The organism is Microbacterium sp. TS-1 (assembly GCF_000509385.1).
GTDB lineage: Bacteria > Actinomycetota > Actinomycetes > Actinomycetales > Microbacteriaceae > Microbacterium > Microbacterium arborescens.
Genome location: NZ_BASQ01000001.1, coordinates 2,588,185 through 2,603,856, shown reverse-complemented (window position 1 = coordinate 2,603,856; position 15,672 = coordinate 2,588,185). Strand labels below are relative to the sequence as shown.

Below are 15,672 nucleotides of genomic sequence, written 5' to 3'. Positions count from 1 at the left end.
CTGGATACGGTGATGAATCGAACTACCGTCCGTCGGGGAGCAGCGCGTGCGTCTCGCGCCATGCGCGAAGCGCGCCCGCGGCGATCGAGACGTCGTCGGAGGCGACGGCGTCGTCCCCGACGATCTGCACCGACTCATGGCCTTTGCCGGCGATGAGGACCGTGTCGCGGGGTCCCGCATCGGCGACGGCCGCGGCGATGGCCGAGGCACGGTCGCGGACGACGCGGACGTTCTCGACCGAGCGGAACCCGGCGAGGATGTCGGCGACGATGGCGTCGCCGTCCTCGTGATGGACATCGTCGTCGGTCACGACGATGGCATGCGCCAGTTCCTCGGCGATGACGGCCATCTCGGGCCGCTTGCCGCGGTCGCGGTCGCCGGTGCAGCCGAACACCGCGGTGAGCCGGCCCGGGCCGCCCGAGAGGGCGATGAGCGCCTGCCGCAGAGCGTCGGGGGTGTGGGCGTAGTCGACGATGACCTGCGGCCCGGCGCCGGGCGATACGACCTGCATGCGTCCGGGAACCCGGCCGATCGCGCCCACCGCTCGCGCGATCGCGTCGGGCGCCACGCCCTGCGCGCGGAGGATGCCCGCGACCATCGTGAGGTTGTCGACGTTGAAGCGGCCGATGAGCGGCGAGGCGATGTCGAAGCGCGCGCCGTCGATCGTGAGGGCGAAGTCGGCGCCGTCGGGGCGCACGCGGATGTCGTCGGCTCGGACTGCCGCCGTGGGCACGCCGCCCGTCGATACGCCGACGTCCTCGATCCCGATCGGCAGCGCGACTGCCGCGACGTAGGGATCGTCGAGGTTCCGCACCGCCGCGCGGACCCCGGGCAGCCGGAAGACGCCCTGTTTGGCCTGACCGTACGCCTCCATCGACTCGTGGTAGTCGAGGTGGTCGCGGGTGAGGTTCGTGAACGCGGCGATGTCGAAGTGGCAGCCGTCGACGCGCCCCTGGGTGAGGGCGTGCGAGCTGAGCTCGATCGCGACCGCGTCGGCGCCGGCGTGACGGATGTCGGCGAGGAGCTCGTGCATGTCGACCACCGAGGGCGTCGTGAGCGAGGTCTTGGCGAGGGCGCCGAACAGGCCGGCGCCGAGCGTGCCGATGGTCGCGGCGCGCTGTCCGAGGAGCTCCCAGCTCTGGGCGAGGAGCTGCACCGTCGAGGTCTTGCCGTTCGTGCCGGTGACGCCGACGAGGGTCATGCTCGCCGACGGGTGCCCGGTGTACCTGTCGGCCAGCCGCCCGATGACCGTCGCCAGATGCGGGATGCCGCGCACGCGCGCATCCACGTGCGTGACGCTCGCGTCGGTCAGGACCAGAGCCGCGCCGCGCTCGAGCGCCTGCGTGATGTGGCCGCGGACCCGTTCGTCGCGGCCGAGCGCGACGAAGACGTCGCCCGATCGGACGGTGCGGCTGTCGCCGCGCAGCCGCCCGCCGGCGATGTTCCCCCCGGCGACCCCCGTCGCCCACCAATCGGGGTCGAGGCTCCGACCCTCCCCAGCGTCTTGCATGTACCGCCCCACTGCTCTCTGACCCGACGCTCCCATGAGCGGGTGATCACCCGCGGGAAGGACACGTCGGAGCCTGAGATTGGCACTGTAACGTAAGTGCCGCGTAAGCCTGCGGTCATCAAGCCTGGGGCTCGGGCACCATCCGCAGGCCGTCGGCGCTGTTGGCCGATTCCATCAGTGCGTCGATCCACTTCGGGTTGATCTGCGGCTGGCGGCTGCCGGCGAACTGGAACTGGACCGAGATCGTGGGGTGCAGCCAGAAGTCGCGACGGCTCGTGCCGTGCGGCGACGTCGTCTCGAACATCAGCGGTTCACCGCGCCGCAGCTTGGTCATCAGGACCAGCCGGAGGTGTGCGAGCGCACGATCGTCGATCTCGACGAAGTTGGCCGCGTTGTCGTAGAAGAATCTGCCCACTGCTTGAGCTTAAGCGCGACCGGGCAGGAGCGGGCCGGCTTGACGTCCGCCGCTGCAAGGAGCCGACATCGAGCGGTCCGGGCACGGCGAGGCTCGCGCTCAGAGGTAGAAGCCGTGGCGTTCGAGCATGCTCACCGCCTCGTCGCGGGTCGAGGCACCGAGTTTGGCGTACAGCGACCGCAGCTGCGTCTTGATCGTGTTGACCGAGAGGGTGAACTCGCCCGCGATCTCGGCATAGGTCTTGCCGCCGCGGAGCGCGGAGGCGACGGACCGCTCGCGGGGCGTCAGGGCGGGCAGCGCCTGCGCCGACGCGCGGGGTTCGAGGAGCCGGAACCGATCACTCGCCTCGGCGACCCGTGCCGCGAGATCGGGGTGGCGCGCGCGAAGCCGTTCCCGCAGCGGCGTCAGCTGCGTCTGCGGGACCGTCAGGAACGGACCGACCAGGTCGCCGGCGTGCACGGCGAGGCCGCACGCCTCGTCGAACAGGTCGTCGGCGACCTCGCGCTGCCCGAGGCGGTCGCGAGCGACGGCACGCCGCACCAGGACGATCGCGAGGGTGCGCGGGCAGTGCTCGGTCCCGAGCTCGAGGCATCCGTCGGTCACCTCGAGCGCCGCGCGATCGTCGCCCAGTGCGAGGTACGCTGCCGCGCGCTGAGCGTTGAAGCAGACCGCGTGGCTGGCAGGCGGGACCTGCGTGTCGAGCAGCGCGAGCGCACGACGGGCTGAGCCCTGCGCGAGCGTCGCCTCCGCGAGGACCGAGAGCGCGAGCTGTCGCACGAGTCGGTGGCTGAGGTGCGACCAGGCGCCACCGAGCACGGTCCGCAGGCCCGCGGCTCCCGTCACCACATCGCCGAGCATCACCTGAGCGATGGCGTCGGCGGTGGCGGCGGCGTGCTGCGCATACGGATCTCGCGGCGCGAGCGAACGAAGCACTGCCGCGGCACGCTCGACCCGGGCCGCGTCGACGGCCCCGACCGCCAGAATGATGTCGGCGAGGGCGAGGGCATGGTCGGTGTCCGAGGCGTTCCAGCGGTTCGACCGCGACAGCTCGGCGCAGGCCTCTCGAGCGGACTTCGCGGATGCGAACTCGCCGTTCACCGCCAGGGCCAGAGTCTGCACGGCGGCGGCGCGGTAGCGCACGGTGTCGCTGTCGGCGAACGTGAGTGCGCGCGAGACGTATAGGCCCGCGTCGCGCGGGCGCCCGGCCGAGGCGTAGGCCTCGGCGACGGCGGCGAACAGCGACGCCATCGAGTCGAGCCCCAGCACGGCGCGCCCGCGCAGACGGCCCTCGGTGAAGTGGGCGTCGATGAGGGCGAGCGCGCCATCGAGGTCGTCGAGCCGCACGTGTGCGATGAGCATGCCCTCGAGCAGGTGGATGTTCGATTCGGTCCACAGCTGCGGCGTCGTGCCCACGTCGAGTGTGCGCAGCCGGGCGAGGTCGACCTGAGTCGGCCACCCCGAGCGGGCCCCGGGCAGGCTGCCGCTCACGACGCGATGTGCCGTCGCGCGTAGTTCATGGGTGCGGCTCGGATGCAGGATGGCGCGGCGCTCGATCGTCACGATGGGCCTCCGGAGGTGCTCGAGATGCGACGCGACTGTCGCATCGTCGCGAGAGAGAAGCCGTGTCACGCGAATCGTGACGCGAATCCGGAGCATCAGTGGACGCACTGCCCGCGCCGAGGAAGGCTGTCCACCCCGGATGCAGGTTCAGAATGGTGGCGGCTCACCCGGGAGCAGTCCGCCGGTTCCCGCATCCGGTGGCGGGTTCGCGGTGTCGCTGGTGAAGCACACCGCGGGTATGGGTACGTCTTCGCGGTAGACCTGTCCGAGGGGTGAGGTCCATTCCAGGACTCCGCCGCCGAGCTGCCGGACTTCCCATTTCGTGAATTGCTTCATCGAATGGTGCCGCTGGCAGAGGTGGGCGAGGTTGAAGATGTGGGTGTGCCCGCCGAGGGCGTGATCGATGGTGTGGTCGATTTCGCAGCGGATGGCGGCGCGTCGGCATCCGGGGAACCGGCAGTGCTGGTCCCGGGCCATCAGAAGCTTCTTCATTGAAGCGGTAGGCCGGTAGGTGTCGATCTCGACCGGGGTCCGGGTGACGGGGTCGATGAACAGCCGGTCCCATTCGCTGACCTGCCCGGCGAGCTGCCGCGCCGTTTCGGCATCGATCAGCGCAGCGCCCACAGCTTCGGCGGGGTTGTCATCGCGCCCCATCAGCGTCTCGGCGGTGACGGCGACTTGCACGCGTGCCCGGATGGCACCGAGTCCACCGGCACGGTCGGTGCCGTGGGTCGGGTCGACCACCGGTGCTCCGCCGAGGACGAGGTCGCCGAGGATGTCGGCCCGCAGTTGATCCATGGTCCGTGTGTCGGCGGGCTCGCCCGACCCGGCGGCATCCGGATCGCCCGGGTTAGGGCCATCCGCGCCGCCGGCGCCAGCAACATCCGCGCCAGCAGCCGCGCCCCCGTCCGCTCCGGAACTCTCCACCCGGGCGTCCTTCACCGACTGTCCCATCTGCGTGAGCCGGTCGAGCATCCCCGCCGCGATCACCGTGGGCAGGTTCGCGACGAGGTTCGACATCCCGTCCGTGCCATGGAACACCCGCACGCACCGTTCCGCCGCCGCGGTCTTATGCCGTTCGGTGAATGTCTGCGGGTGCAGCCGGGCCGCGAGAGCTTCGAGCGCGCCGCGCACCCGGGAGGGCACGTCCCGCTCGCACACCATGATCGCGGCTTCCGCGTACGCCGACCGCACCTCGACCGGCACCCCCGCGCCGACCCGCACGACCACATCGACATGTCCGCGTTCGATCCGCCGTGAGACCCACGCCTCGAACACCGCGGGATAGTCGTCGATGACGGTCATCGCATGGTCGATCTCACCCTGCAACCGCCGGTCGGTGAGCCGCGCCATCCCCGCCGCCTCGGCCGCGACCGAACGCAGCTCCATGTCCGACGCCATCCCCCGCACCCCATCGCGGCGAGCCTCACGCAACGCCGACCAGCCCAGCTCCGCCAACGCCCGAACCCGCGCGACATCCCCGGCGTGGACCAGGTCGAGCGCGTCGGCGAATCCCGCGAGGGCCTCGGCGTGCGGCGACGCATCCGCGGCCGCGCCGTCTCCGAGCCTCCCAGCGCTATTCGATGTCATGTTCCCATTGTGACAGCACCCTCAGACATTATGATCGGACACATCTTCTCCTGAGAATAGGACGAACCAGCCCCATTCCGGGGAGGAATCGACGAGCAAGCGAAACCAGCCGACGAACCCCCGCCAGCGCCGAACTCACCCGGGCAAAGAGATTTCACCGTTCCGCGTCACGATTCGCGACATCCGGCTTCTCTCGATGCATGTACGCAGCGACCAACGCTCTTCCGGCATCACCCGCAGCTGTCGTCGGCTCCGGCGCGCAGCCCCGCGCAGCACTCCGACGCGACCGGGCCGGCGACGCCGTCTTCCGCGCCCCGTTCTGGGCGAGCCGGCGGACGCGCGCGGCTCGGCAGTCTGCCCCCGAGGGCGCGATCCGCCCGTCGCGCATCGAGGTCCGCGGCGCCGCCGTGCGCGTGGTGTGGGGATGGCAGGGTTGGCGCGACCGGACGTGGCAGCGCGGTCACGTCGGCTTCGTCTGCTCATCCCGCACGATCGACGATCAGACCGGCCCTGCGCAGCTCATCCTCGTGGTCGACAAGCTGCGGGACGAGGGAGCGGTCGCGGCAGTGCTCTCGTGCGATGCGTTCACACCCGAGACGTTTGCGGCGCTGACCCGCCACCTCCGCAATTTCGAGGCGATCGGTGACGCGGAACGCTCGTCGGCAGACCCGCTCGCCCGGCTGAGACCGCACCTGAACCCGCGACCGGGCTCCTCGCCCTCTCAGTTCGACTCGCTACGATGAGTGAATTCTCATCCGGGTCGGGGTCCGGATGGCATTCGAACGGATGGAACACGGCCATGCCCACGGAGCCGGCCTCCGATGACGCCCTCGTCGAGCGCGCACGGAACCACGATCAGCATGCCTACGGTGAGCTGTGGGTACGCCACTCGGCCGCCGCTCACGCCGTCGCCCGCGCATATTCATCGCTCGATCCCGACGATGTCGTCGCGGAGGCGTTCGCTCGCATCCTGTCGGCGATCCGGCGCGGTGGCGGCCCGTCGATGGGGTTCCGCCCCTACCTGCTCACCTCGGTGCGCAACGTGGCGCACGAGTGGGGCGCGCAGCAGCAGCGCACGTTCGCGACCGATCTCGAGGATGCGGCCGACGAGGCGTCGCCCGACACCGAACGGTCGGTAATCGCGGGCTTCGAGTCGAGCGCCGTCGCGTCGGCCTTCGCGACGCTTCCGACCCGCTGGCAGGAAGCGCTCTGGTACAGCGAGGTCGATGGCCTGAAACCGCGGCAGTTCGCTCCGCTGCTCGGGCTCGCGCCCAACGCGGCATCCGCCCTGGTCGTGCGCGCCCGGCGCGGTTTCCGCGATGCCTGGGTCTCCGCTCAGCTGCGCCGGGCCGACTCGGAGGAATGCCGCCGGACTCTCGAGATGCTCGGCACCCACGCGCGATCCGCGCTCGCGCGGCGCGACGCGCGGCGCGTCGAACAGCACCTCGCGGAGTGCGACGGCTGCGCGCTGGCGTGGGCCGAAGCGCGCGACGTGTCGTCCCGCCTGGCGCTCGTGCTGCTGCCCCTCGTCGTCGGCATTCCCGCCACCGCGTCGTACGCCGCCTGGACTCAGTCGGGAGCAGCGCAGGTCGCGACCTTCGCGCTCGGCCCGAGCGGCGCAGCCGGCGCGGTCAGCACCCCGGGCCACCTCCGCCCCGGCAGCTCCGCCGCGCGCTCGGGGTGGCGCCATCCCCTGCTTCACCTCGCGGTCGTCGCCGCGGCCGGGACGGCGATCGCCTTCGCCGCGCCGCTCCTCGGTCCGGCGGAGCTGCCCGCGAGCACGACCGAGGCGCTGCCGCATCCGTCGAATCCCGCGACGGACGCCGCGAATGACCCGCCCACCGCCTCCGAGACCTCTACACCGCCGACCGCGCCATCCGACGCGCCTCCCCACGACGGGGACGAACCGCTCACCGACGGCCGGTCCGATACCGATGATGCCGAGACCGCTCCCCGTGCAGGCATCCTCCCCCGCCTGTCGCCGGCCGAAGCCGCACCGACCCCGGCGCCCAACCCGAGCCCGAGCCCGAGCCCGAGCCCGAGCCCAACGGTGCCCAGCAGCCCGATCCCGGGTGCAAGCTCGACCCCGACACCCGCACCGACCCCGACTGCAAGCCCGACCCCGACACCCGCACCGACCCCAGCGCCCAGCCCGACCCCCGCACCGACCCCAGCGCCCAGCCCGACCCCCGCACCGATCCTGCCCGCGCCGACCATGACGGTCGACACCGGTGCGGGGCCGAGCGTCTACCCGCTCATCTCCGGGGGAGCCGAACCGGGAGCCGCCATCGAGATCGTCGACGAGACCGGCACGGTCCGCGCCCGGACGACCTCGGACGAAACCGGTGCATGGTCGGTCTCAGATCTCTCGAACGGACGCGACCAGACGGATGCCGCGGCCTACCTGCCTGCGGGCGACCATGAGCTGTCCGCACGGCAGACCAGCGCCGGCCGGACCTCCCCGCTCAGCGCATCGGCCCCCGTCTCCGTTCTGCCGCCGCCGGTGCCGACCTCACCTCTCGCCGGCGCCGCGGTCCTGGCCGATGGGTTCGAGCTCAGGATCTCCGGAGAGCCGAACCTCCGGGTCCAACGCGCCAGGGTCGGCGATGCCACGCCCTGGCGCAGCCAGCTCATGCGCCTCGACGGCGAAGGTGCGGTGACCGCGCGCTTCTCCGTCCCCGCTCCCGGCCCCGTCATGCTCGGGGTGCGCTACCTCGATCCCGCCACGGGGCGGTTCGGGCCGGCATCCTTCGTCTCGTTCACGGCGTATTGATCACACCGCGCAACGCAGCCCACGCGGTCAGTGCCCACCGACGTTGCCGGTCAGGCGCCCGTGCAGAGCGGATGCCGCGGCATCGAGCCCCTCGATCGTGACGGTCTTGCCGTGCCGGTCGTACTTGTTCACGACCGCGTCGAGCGCGGCCACGGTCGAGGCATCCCAGACGTGCGACCGACTCATGTCGATCACGACGCGCTCGGGGTCCTCGGCGTACGCGAACTGCGTCGTGAGGTCGTTGCTCGAGGCGAAGAAGAGCTCGCCGTCGACCTCGTAGCGCGCCACCGGCTCTTCGCCGGCAGGGTCGAGCCGGCGGGTGACGGTGACGAGATGCGCGACGCGACGGGCGAACATCACCATCGCGGCGAGCACGCCGAGGATGACGCCGACCGCGAGGTTGTGGGTCCAGACCGTCGCGATGACGGTGATGAGCATGACGGCCGTCTCGCTCTTCGGCATCCGCCGGAGGGTCGCGGGCCGGATGCTGTGCCAGTCGAACGTGGCCACCGTGACCATGATCATGACCGCAACGAGCGCCGCCATCGGCATGATCGCGACGACGTCGCCGAGCGCGAGCACGAGGATCAGCAGGAACACCCCCGCGAGGAAGGTCGAGATGCGCGTGCGCGCCCCCGATGCCTTCACGTTGATCATCGTCTGCCCGATCATGGCGCAGCCGCCCATCCCGCCGAACGCACCCGACAGGATGTTCGCGGCCCCCTGACCGAGCGCCTCGCGGGTCTTGCGCGAGTGGGTGTCGGTGATGTCGTCGACGAGCTTCGCGGTCATGAGCGATTCGAGCAGACCCACGACGGCCATCGCGAGGGCGTAGGGCGCGATGATGCGGAGCGTCTCGAGCGTGAGCGGAACGTCGGGCACGAACAGTTCGGGCAAGCTCGCGGGCAGCTCCCCCTGATCGCCGACGGCCGGCACCTGCCAACCGAAAGCCACGACGGCCGCGGTGAGCAGCACGATCGTGACGAGCGGGGCCGGGATCGCCTTCGTCAGCCGGGGCAGCACGACGAGGATCACGAGTCCCGCGACCACGAGCGGCCAGACGAGCCACGGGATGCCGGCACCGAAGAGCTGCGGCAGCTGCGCGAGGAAGATGAGGATCGCGAGCGCGTTGACGAAGCCCACCATCACCGACCGCGGGATGAACCGCATGAGCTTCGCGACGCCGAGCACCGCCAGCACGACCTGGATGACCCCCCCGAGCAGGACGGTGGCGACGAGGTAGTCGATGCCGTGCTCGCGCGCGACGGGCGCGATGACGAGGGCGATCGCGCCGGTGGCGGCGCTGATCATGGCCGGGCGTCCACCGAGGAACGCGATCGCGACCGCCATGACGAACGACGAGAACAGCCCGACGCGGGGGTCGACGCCGGCGATGATCGAGAACGCGATCGCCTCGGGGATGAGCGCGAGGGCGACGACGAGCCCCGCCAGCACCTCGCGCGTCAGCAGCCGAGGGCTGCGGAGGGCCTGCACGACGGTGGGTTCGATGCGGTAGCGCGACGCGCTGTCGCGGGCGGGGGTGACGGCGGTCACGCGGTGCCTTTCGGTCGGTGCCCGGCAGGGCGGGCGGGCGATCGCGCGAGCGCGCGCAGCGCCGGCTGTCCGACGCGGGAAGAATGAAGGGGGTCGGCGCGGAACGGCGCCGACAAGAATCTAACGTAACGTGAGGTTTGATGTCGAATCGCGATGAGGTCACCATGCGCATCGGAGAGGTGACCGAGCGGACCGAGATGTCGTTCCGCACACTCCGGCACTACGACGAGATCGGCCTCGTCACCCCGTCGGCGCGCACCGAGGGCGGGTTCCGCCTCTACACAGAGACCGACGTCGCCCGCATCCTGCTCATCCGACGCATGAAGCCCCTCGGCTACAGCCTCGACGAGATGCGGGAGCTGCTCGACGTCGTCGATGCCCTCACCGCCACCCCGGCCGACGCGGAGCTGCGCGCGCGCCTCGAGGCGATCCGGGCCGGCGCGGCCGAGCGTCGCGAGAAGCTGACCCGCCAGGTCGCGATGGCCGACGAGTTCCTCGCGCAACTCGGCGACATCTGACCGGTCTCGCACCGGGACGCCGCCGCCCGCTGCCGCAGCTCACGCGTAGGCCCGATGCACGTGCCACCCGCCCGCGCCGCAGTACACGTCGAACACGAACGCCTCGCCGTCGGCATCCGTCGCCTGGAAGCGCCAGCCGTAGAGCCCGCGTCGCCGGTCATCGTCGGCGGCGAGAGACCAGACCGAGTCGCGCAGACGGGTCGGGATGTCGCTGACGGTCCAGCGCCGGCCCGCGTAGAACATCCGCGCGGGGATGTCGTCGACGAGCCAGAGGGTCACGTCATGGGCGCTCGTCGTGTCGGTCATGACAACCGAGGATAGAACACATCTTCGATACTCGCCAGGGCGCGCCGTCGACACTCGGCGCGCCGGTCGCGTCAGCTCAGCCTTCGCCGCAGTCGACGCCGATACCCGCCACGCCTCGGATGTCGTCGACGCCGACGACGTCCGCCATGGTCACGACCCCGCGAACACCGCGCTCGACCATGCGGGTCGCCGCGAGGGCCGCCATCCGCCCCGTCGCCAGCGACTGACGCTCTCCCGAGGCCGAGAACCGGCGGCCGCTCTGCCGATGGACGGCGCCGACGCGCCAGCGACTCGTGCCGAGATGCGGCGCGCGGCGAAGCAACGGTGCCAGCAGTGGAAAGACCCAGACGGTGCGCAGCGCAGCCGTCGCCACCCTGCTGTCGAGCGCCAGCCAGCTCCGGACGGCGACGCCCGACCGCGAGCCCCACAACAGATCGTCGGGGAAGTCCGCACGGAGATATCTTCGATTCTCCGCCGCCGACCGGAATCGCCGGACCGACCGCAGGTTGACGATCCGCTCAGCCCCCGGCGCGGCGTAGAGCGGCGCGCCGGCGAGCCGGACCGTCCAGTCGACGGCTGCCGCACCATGCGGCTCGCCGGCCCCGAGCATCACCGTGACGTCGACATCGTCGCCGAGGGCGGCACCGAGCGCGCTCGCCAGAACGGTGCTCACCCCCGGCGCGATCCCGGCCCCGAGCAGAACCGCCCCGCCGTCGGCGACGCCGCCCGCGAGCCGAGCGAGGTGGGATGCCGTCGCCGACACGTCGACAAGAGGCGTCGAACCGACCGCCTCCTGCACCGCGGTGATCTCGAGCCCGCTCGTATCGATCACGGCATCCGCTCGGCGCGCGGCGGCGGCGAGCACCTCGCGGCCCTCGAGCGTCGTGACATCGACGGCGAGACCGCCCGGCCCAGGGCGGCGCGATGCACCCACGACAGCATGGCCGCCGGCGCGCAGCGCGTCGGCGGCGGCAGCGCCGACCGCTCCGCGCGACCCGAGGACGAGAACGGACAGCTGTGACATGAAAACCCCAAACGTCTGGTTGGAGACCACCGTACGCACAGAACGTCGAACACGCCAACCAGAAGGTTGGAGTTGCTAGGCTCGGATCATGGCGTGGGACACCGAGGCGACGCGGCGCCGCCTGCTCGAAGCCGCGACCGAGCACTTCTCCGCGCGCGGATACGCCGGCGCGCGCGTCGAGGCGATCGCCCGGACCGCCGGGGTGAACAAGGAGCGCATCTACTCGTACTTCGTCGACAAGGCGGGCCTGTTCGGCGCCGTGCTCGCCGCCGAGGTCGACCGCCTCCTCGACGGCATCGAGATCCGCGGCACCGGTGCCGACGCGCTCGGCGGGCTCGCCCACGACCTTTACGACCGAGCCGCGTCGCACCCGCAGCTCGCACGCCTGCTGTCGTGGGAGAGTCTCGAGCTCGATGCGCCGGTGTCGGGGCCCAGCCGTGCCGAGGGGTGCGCCGCCATGGTCGACGCTCTTGCTGCCGCTTTGCCGGGCCGCTCCCGCGACGAGGCGGCGCAGCTGCTGGTGAGCATCATCGCGATCGCGACGGCCGACGGATGCCTCCCCCACCTGGTCACGCTCATCACGGGCTCGGCATCCGCGGACGCCCGCCGAGACGCCGTCGTCGCGCAGGCCCGATCGCTCGCCTGAAGCGTCGACCGAATCTGTCTACGCTGAGGCGATGGACCTCCACAGCCTCTTCGGACTCTCCGGCCGACGCGCCCTCGTGACCGGCGGGAGCTCCGGCATCGGCCGCGGGATCTCCGAGGCACTGGCGGCCGCGGGAGCCGAGGTCGTCATCGCCGCCCGCGGTCGCGACCTGATCGACGAGACCGTCGGGCGCATCCGCTCCGAGGGCGGGCGCGCGTCGGGGATCGTCGCAGACCTGTCCTCGCGCGCGGGCTGCCACGAGCTCGCCGATCAGGCCGGCGACATCGACATCCTCGTGAACTCGGCGGGCATCAACATCCGCCCTCCCCTCCTCGAGCTCGATGAACCCGCCTGGGACGCCACGATGGCCGTCAACCTCGACGCGCCCTTCATCCTCGGCCGGCGATTGGCCCCCGGGATGATCGAGCGCGAGCACGGCCGCATCATCTCCATCAGCTCGCAGCAGGCGAGCCGCGCCTTCGCGTCGAGCGGCGCCTACGGCGCATCGAAGGCCGTCCTCGAGGGTCTCGCCCGCTCGCAGGCGGAGGCGTGGTCGGCAGCCGGGGTGACCTCGAACGTGCTGGTCCCGGGTTTCGTCCTCACACGCCTCAACCAGCGCCTCGCCAGCGACCCCGACGTCGTCGACGCACTGGCCGCCCGCACCTTCGTCGGCCGCAACGGCCTGCCCGACGACTTCGCCGCCGCGGCGATCTTCCTCGCCGGCCCGGGCTCGGCCTATGTGACCGGCCAGTCGATCGCCGTGGACGGCGGCTTCTCGGTCCACTGAGGCTCACCTTCCTTCGCCCATACCAGGTGAGCGCTCCCACGGGAAGGGCTCCCCTTCGACCCGGGGCTCGGACAGACTGAGCCGCTAGGTCGATCAACACGGGGAGTCGTCATGGCAGTGCAGGGTGAGACATCGTCGGCATCGGCAGTCCTCGACGCGCTGTGGGCGTACGAGGCCGCGGAGGGCGCCATTCGACTGCGCCTGCGCGACTCGATGCTCGTGTGCGAGAACGACCTGATCGCGCTCGAGAAGCTCATCGAGGCACAGGACCGCGACATCGCGCTGACCCCGTCGAACATCACCCAAGAGCTCGGGATCTCGTCCGCGAGCACGACCGCCATGCTCGATCGCCTCGAGCGCTCCGGGTATCTCCGGCGGCAGCCGCATCCGTCCGACAGACGCAAGGTCTTCGTGACGCTCGGCGATCGCCCGGTCGAGCGCCTGCGCCAGTCGGGATCGGACGTGCAGCATCGCGTCGAGGACGTCATCGCCCATATGCCGCCCGGATCCGCCGCCGTGCTCGTCGATTTCCTCTCGCGCATGCGGGTCGCCGCCGAAGCGGCCTGACACGCCTCGGCCGAGCGGCGCGCCGCGCCCGCGATGCAAGGCATCCGCCCCGACACCCCGGCCCGGATGCCGCGTCCCCGGCGCGTCGCCCGCGATCCCTTGCATTCGAGCGCGGGACAACGCGACACATACGCCGGCCGGGTGCCGCCTAGACGGCGGCGGTTGACCCCCGCACGATCAGCTGAGGCTCGACCACAAGGTGCGTGGGGCGCTGTCCTGTGCGTATTTCGTGATGAAGCATGCGGAACGTGTCGGCTCCGAGCGCCCGGAAGTCGAGGCGCATCGTCGTCAGGGGCGGTGAGAAGTAGGCGGCGACAGGCATATCGTCCACGCCGACGATGGAGTAGTCGTACGGCGCCCGCAGGCCACGCCGCTCCATCGCGCTCATGAACCCAAGAGCGAGTTCGTCGTTGGCGGCGAACACCGCCGTGAAACGGGCGGGGTCGGCCACCTCGCCCGCGCGGAAGCCCGAGACCGATGACCAATCCGTCGACACGTCGAGCACGTCCGGTTCGACCCCCGCCTCGCTCATCGCGTCGCGGTACCCGCGCTCGCGTTCCACCGCCTCGTTGCGCGTCCCCGGCCCCGCAACGTGCAGGATGCGGCGATGCCCGAGACTCAGCAGGTGACGCGTCCCGTCCAGTCCGGCGGCGTGCGAGTGGGTGCTCGCCGATGCATCGATCGACGGCGGCAGCTCAGACACCGTGATGATGGGCGTCTCGGCGCCGATGGACGCGACGAGGTCGTCGGCGCCTTGAACGGGAGTCGACAGCACGATGCCGTCCACGGGGATCGACAGAAAGTGGTCGATGCTTCGCTGCGCCTCGTCCTGCCAGTCGCCGGCGTCGTACTCGAGGTCGAGCTCGATGATCGACAGCGTGTAGTCGGCCTCGCGCGCGGCACGACTCAGCCCCGTCAGCACGCCCGCGCTCCCGTAGTTGAGGGCGCCCAGGGCGAGCACCCCCACCGTGTCGGAGCGGCGCGTCCGCAGGTTCCGCGCCGATTGATTGAAGCGATAGCCGAGCTCGTCGACCGCGGCGGCGATGCGCTCCTTCGTCTGGGCGCTGACGTAGCCGGTACCGGTGAAGTAGCGAGAGACGGTCTGGGCCGACACCCTTGCCGCGCGTCCGACGTCCGCCATGCTCGGCCGGCCCGCGGTCGATCGGGTGTTCGTCACATCAGCCTCCCCGCGCCGTCGGTAACGATTCAGTAACGGGCTCCGCCGCCCGATAGGTTATCGATCACTCTACCCGTAGGTTATCGATCACTGAAATTGGTCAACCGGTTTTGATTGCATCGGTCACGCCACATGAACAGAGAGTCGACGATGACGAGGATCCCCGCCACCACGGCATCCGCCCACCCGCACGCACCGCGCTGGACGCTCGGTACCGCTCCCTGGCAGTCGATCGCCCCCCTCGGTGCGCCGCGAGCACGGGTCATCGTCGACAACGACTTCTCGGGCGATCCCGATGATCTCTTCCAGCTCGTGCACCACCTCCTGTCACCGAGCGTCGAGATCCCCCTCGTCATCGGATCGCACCTGCGCGCAGGTGACCCATTCGACGAAGGTCCCGACACGGCGACGCACGCGGTCCAGGTGATCGCCGACGTCTTCGAGCGCATGGGGCTCGACTCGACGGGAGTTATCGCTCGAGGGTCGGAGGAGCCTCTCGTCGACCGCACCACACCGCAACCCGCGCCGGCGGTCGATGCCCTCATCAGCGAGGCGCTGCGCGATGATCCTCGTCCGCTGTACTTCGTCGCGGGCGGAGGACTGACCGACCTCGCGTCGGCATGGCTGCTCGAACCTCGCGTCGCCGAACGACTGACCGTCGTCTGGATCGGCGGCGGCGAGCACGAGGGGATCGCCGTCCCGCCTCCCGGTGCCATGCCGATCGAGTACAACCTGCTCATCGATCCGGTGGCCGCCCAGGTCGTATTCGGCGATTCCGACCTGTCGCTGTGGCAGGTGCCTCGCGACGTCTACCGCCAGTGCCTGGTGTCGGATGCCGAGCTGCGCTTGCGTGTGGCGACCGCCGGTCCGCTGGGCGCGTACCTCTACGACGAGATCACCGAGGTGATGCTCCGTGCCGAGGCGGAGGGACGCGGCCCCGCCGAGACCTACGCTCTCGGCGACTCTCCTCTGGTCCTCCTGACAGCACTGCAGTCACTGTTCGAGGCCGACTCCTCGTCGAGCCGCCACGAGGTTCGTCCCACGCCGCGCATCGGAGACGACGGTCAATACGTCAGCCGACCCGACGGACGCGCCATGCGTGTTTACACCTGGGTCGACACACGCCTCATGTTCGAGGACTTCTACCTGAAGCTCCGCGAGTTCTCCGACTGGCAGACCTCCCGCGCCTGACCCACTCATCTCCGGGACGACCCGCGCCCGATTCACCCATCACCACGAAGGAAG

At 70.8% G+C, this 15,672-nt stretch carries 15 protein-coding genes; 7 read left to right on the top strand and 8 right to left on the bottom strand.

Going from position 1 to position 15,672, the window contains the following annotated elements:
- Positions 1-22: 22 nt before the first annotated feature.
- From MTS1_RS12215 to MTS1_RS12200, 4 genes are all read right to left on the bottom strand, one after another.
- Positions 23-1,510, bottom strand: coding sequence for a UDP-N-acetylmuramoyl-L-alanyl-D-glutamate--2,6-diaminopimelate ligase (locus MTS1_RS12215; protein WP_023954268.1), 1,488 nt, complete (start codon positions 1,508-1,510; stop codon positions 23-25).
- 118 nt (positions 1,511-1,628) lie between these two features.
- A complete protein-coding gene (locus tag MTS1_RS12210) occupies positions 1,629-1,925 on the bottom strand; it encodes a hypothetical protein (RefSeq protein WP_023954266.1) in 297 nt (98 codons plus the stop codon).
- Between the two features lie 99 nt (positions 1,926-2,024).
- Entirely contained in the window at positions 2,025-3,413 is a 1,389-nt protein-coding gene (locus tag MTS1_RS12205) for a helix-turn-helix transcriptional regulator (protein ID WP_233494925.1), read from the bottom strand.
- Between the two features lie 219 nt (positions 3,414-3,632).
- The gene (locus tag MTS1_RS12200; RefSeq protein ID WP_023954262.1) at positions 3,633-5,075 is read right to left on the bottom strand and encodes an HNH endonuclease signature motif containing protein; all 1,443 of its coding nucleotides are present in this window, start codon (positions 5,073-5,075) and stop codon (positions 3,633-3,635) included.
- Positions 5,076-5,275: 200 nt separating this feature from the next.
- On the opposite strand from MTS1_RS12200, the gene MTS1_RS12195 reads away from it, so the two are divergent.
- Both MTS1_RS12195 and MTS1_RS12190 read left to right on the top strand, forming a co-directional pair.
- Positions 5,276-5,818, top strand: a complete 543-nt coding sequence (locus MTS1_RS12195; protein ID WP_023954260.1) for a hypothetical protein — start codon at positions 5,276-5,278, stop codon at positions 5,816-5,818.
- Positions 5,819-5,874: 56 nt separating this feature from the next.
- Positions 5,875-7,848: a sigma-70 family RNA polymerase sigma factor gene (locus tag MTS1_RS12190; RefSeq protein ID WP_023954258.1), complete on the top strand. Its 1,974-nt coding sequence runs from the start codon at positions 5,875-5,877 to the stop codon at positions 7,846-7,848.
- 27 nt (positions 7,849-7,875) lie between these two features.
- Here MTS1_RS12190 and MTS1_RS12185 read toward each other — a convergent pair whose 3' ends face one another.
- Positions 7,876-9,402 carry a SulP family inorganic anion transporter gene (locus MTS1_RS12185; protein WP_023954256.1) on the bottom strand — a complete coding sequence of 509 codons (1,527 nt, stop codon included), beginning with the start codon at positions 9,400-9,402 and terminating at the stop codon, positions 7,876-7,878.
- Between the two features lie 140 nt (positions 9,403-9,542).
- Here MTS1_RS12185 and MTS1_RS12180 point away from each other — a divergent pair, with 140 nt between their 5' ends.
- A complete protein-coding gene (locus tag MTS1_RS12180) occupies positions 9,543-9,920 on the top strand; it encodes a MerR family transcriptional regulator (protein WP_036304788.1) in 378 nt (125 codons plus the stop codon).
- Positions 9,921-9,959: 39 nt separating this feature from the next.
- On the opposite strand, the gene MTS1_RS12175 is transcribed toward MTS1_RS12180, so the two are convergent.
- Together MTS1_RS12175 and MTS1_RS12170 are read right to left on the bottom strand one after the other, a co-directional pair.
- Positions 9,960-10,226: a hypothetical protein gene (locus MTS1_RS12175; protein WP_023954252.1), complete on the bottom strand. Its 267-nt coding sequence runs from the start codon at positions 10,224-10,226 to the stop codon at positions 9,960-9,962.
- A gap of 76 nt (positions 10,227-10,302) precedes the next feature.
- Positions 10,303-11,250, bottom strand: coding sequence for a hypothetical protein (locus tag MTS1_RS12170; protein WP_052007697.1), 948 nt, complete (start codon positions 11,248-11,250; stop codon positions 10,303-10,305).
- An 88-nt stretch (positions 11,251-11,338) separates the two neighbouring features.
- Here MTS1_RS12170 and MTS1_RS12165 point away from each other — a divergent pair, with 88 nt between their 5' ends.
- The 3 genes from MTS1_RS12165 (at position 11,339) to MTS1_RS12155 (ending at position 13,250) form a co-directional block, all read left to right on the top strand.
- Positions 11,339-11,896 (top strand): TetR/AcrR family transcriptional regulator, encoded by a 558-nt coding sequence (locus MTS1_RS12165; protein ID WP_023954248.1) that lies wholly within the window; start codon positions 11,339-11,341, stop codon positions 11,894-11,896.
- 31 nt (positions 11,897-11,927) lie between these two features.
- Positions 11,928-12,683: an SDR family NAD(P)-dependent oxidoreductase gene (locus MTS1_RS12160; protein WP_023954246.1), complete on the top strand. Its 756-nt coding sequence runs from the start codon at positions 11,928-11,930 to the stop codon at positions 12,681-12,683.
- Between the two features lie 111 nt (positions 12,684-12,794).
- On the top strand, positions 12,795-13,250 hold the full coding sequence (locus MTS1_RS12155) for a MarR family winged helix-turn-helix transcriptional regulator (RefSeq protein ID WP_023954245.1): 456 nt from the start codon (positions 12,795-12,797) through the stop codon (positions 13,248-13,250).
- 148 nt (positions 13,251-13,398) lie between these two features.
- On the opposite strand, the gene MTS1_RS12150 is transcribed toward MTS1_RS12155, so the two are convergent.
- Positions 13,399-14,427: a LacI family DNA-binding transcriptional regulator gene (locus MTS1_RS12150; RefSeq protein WP_052007695.1), complete on the bottom strand. Its 1,029-nt coding sequence runs from the start codon at positions 14,425-14,427 to the stop codon at positions 13,399-13,401.
- A gap of 150 nt (positions 14,428-14,577) precedes the next feature.
- Between MTS1_RS12150 and MTS1_RS12145 the strand changes: the two genes are divergently transcribed.
- Positions 14,578-15,618, top strand: coding sequence for a nucleoside hydrolase (locus tag MTS1_RS12145; RefSeq protein ID WP_023954241.1), 1,041 nt, complete (start codon positions 14,578-14,580; stop codon positions 15,616-15,618).
- The last annotated feature ends 54 nt before the right edge of the window (positions 15,619-15,672 follow it).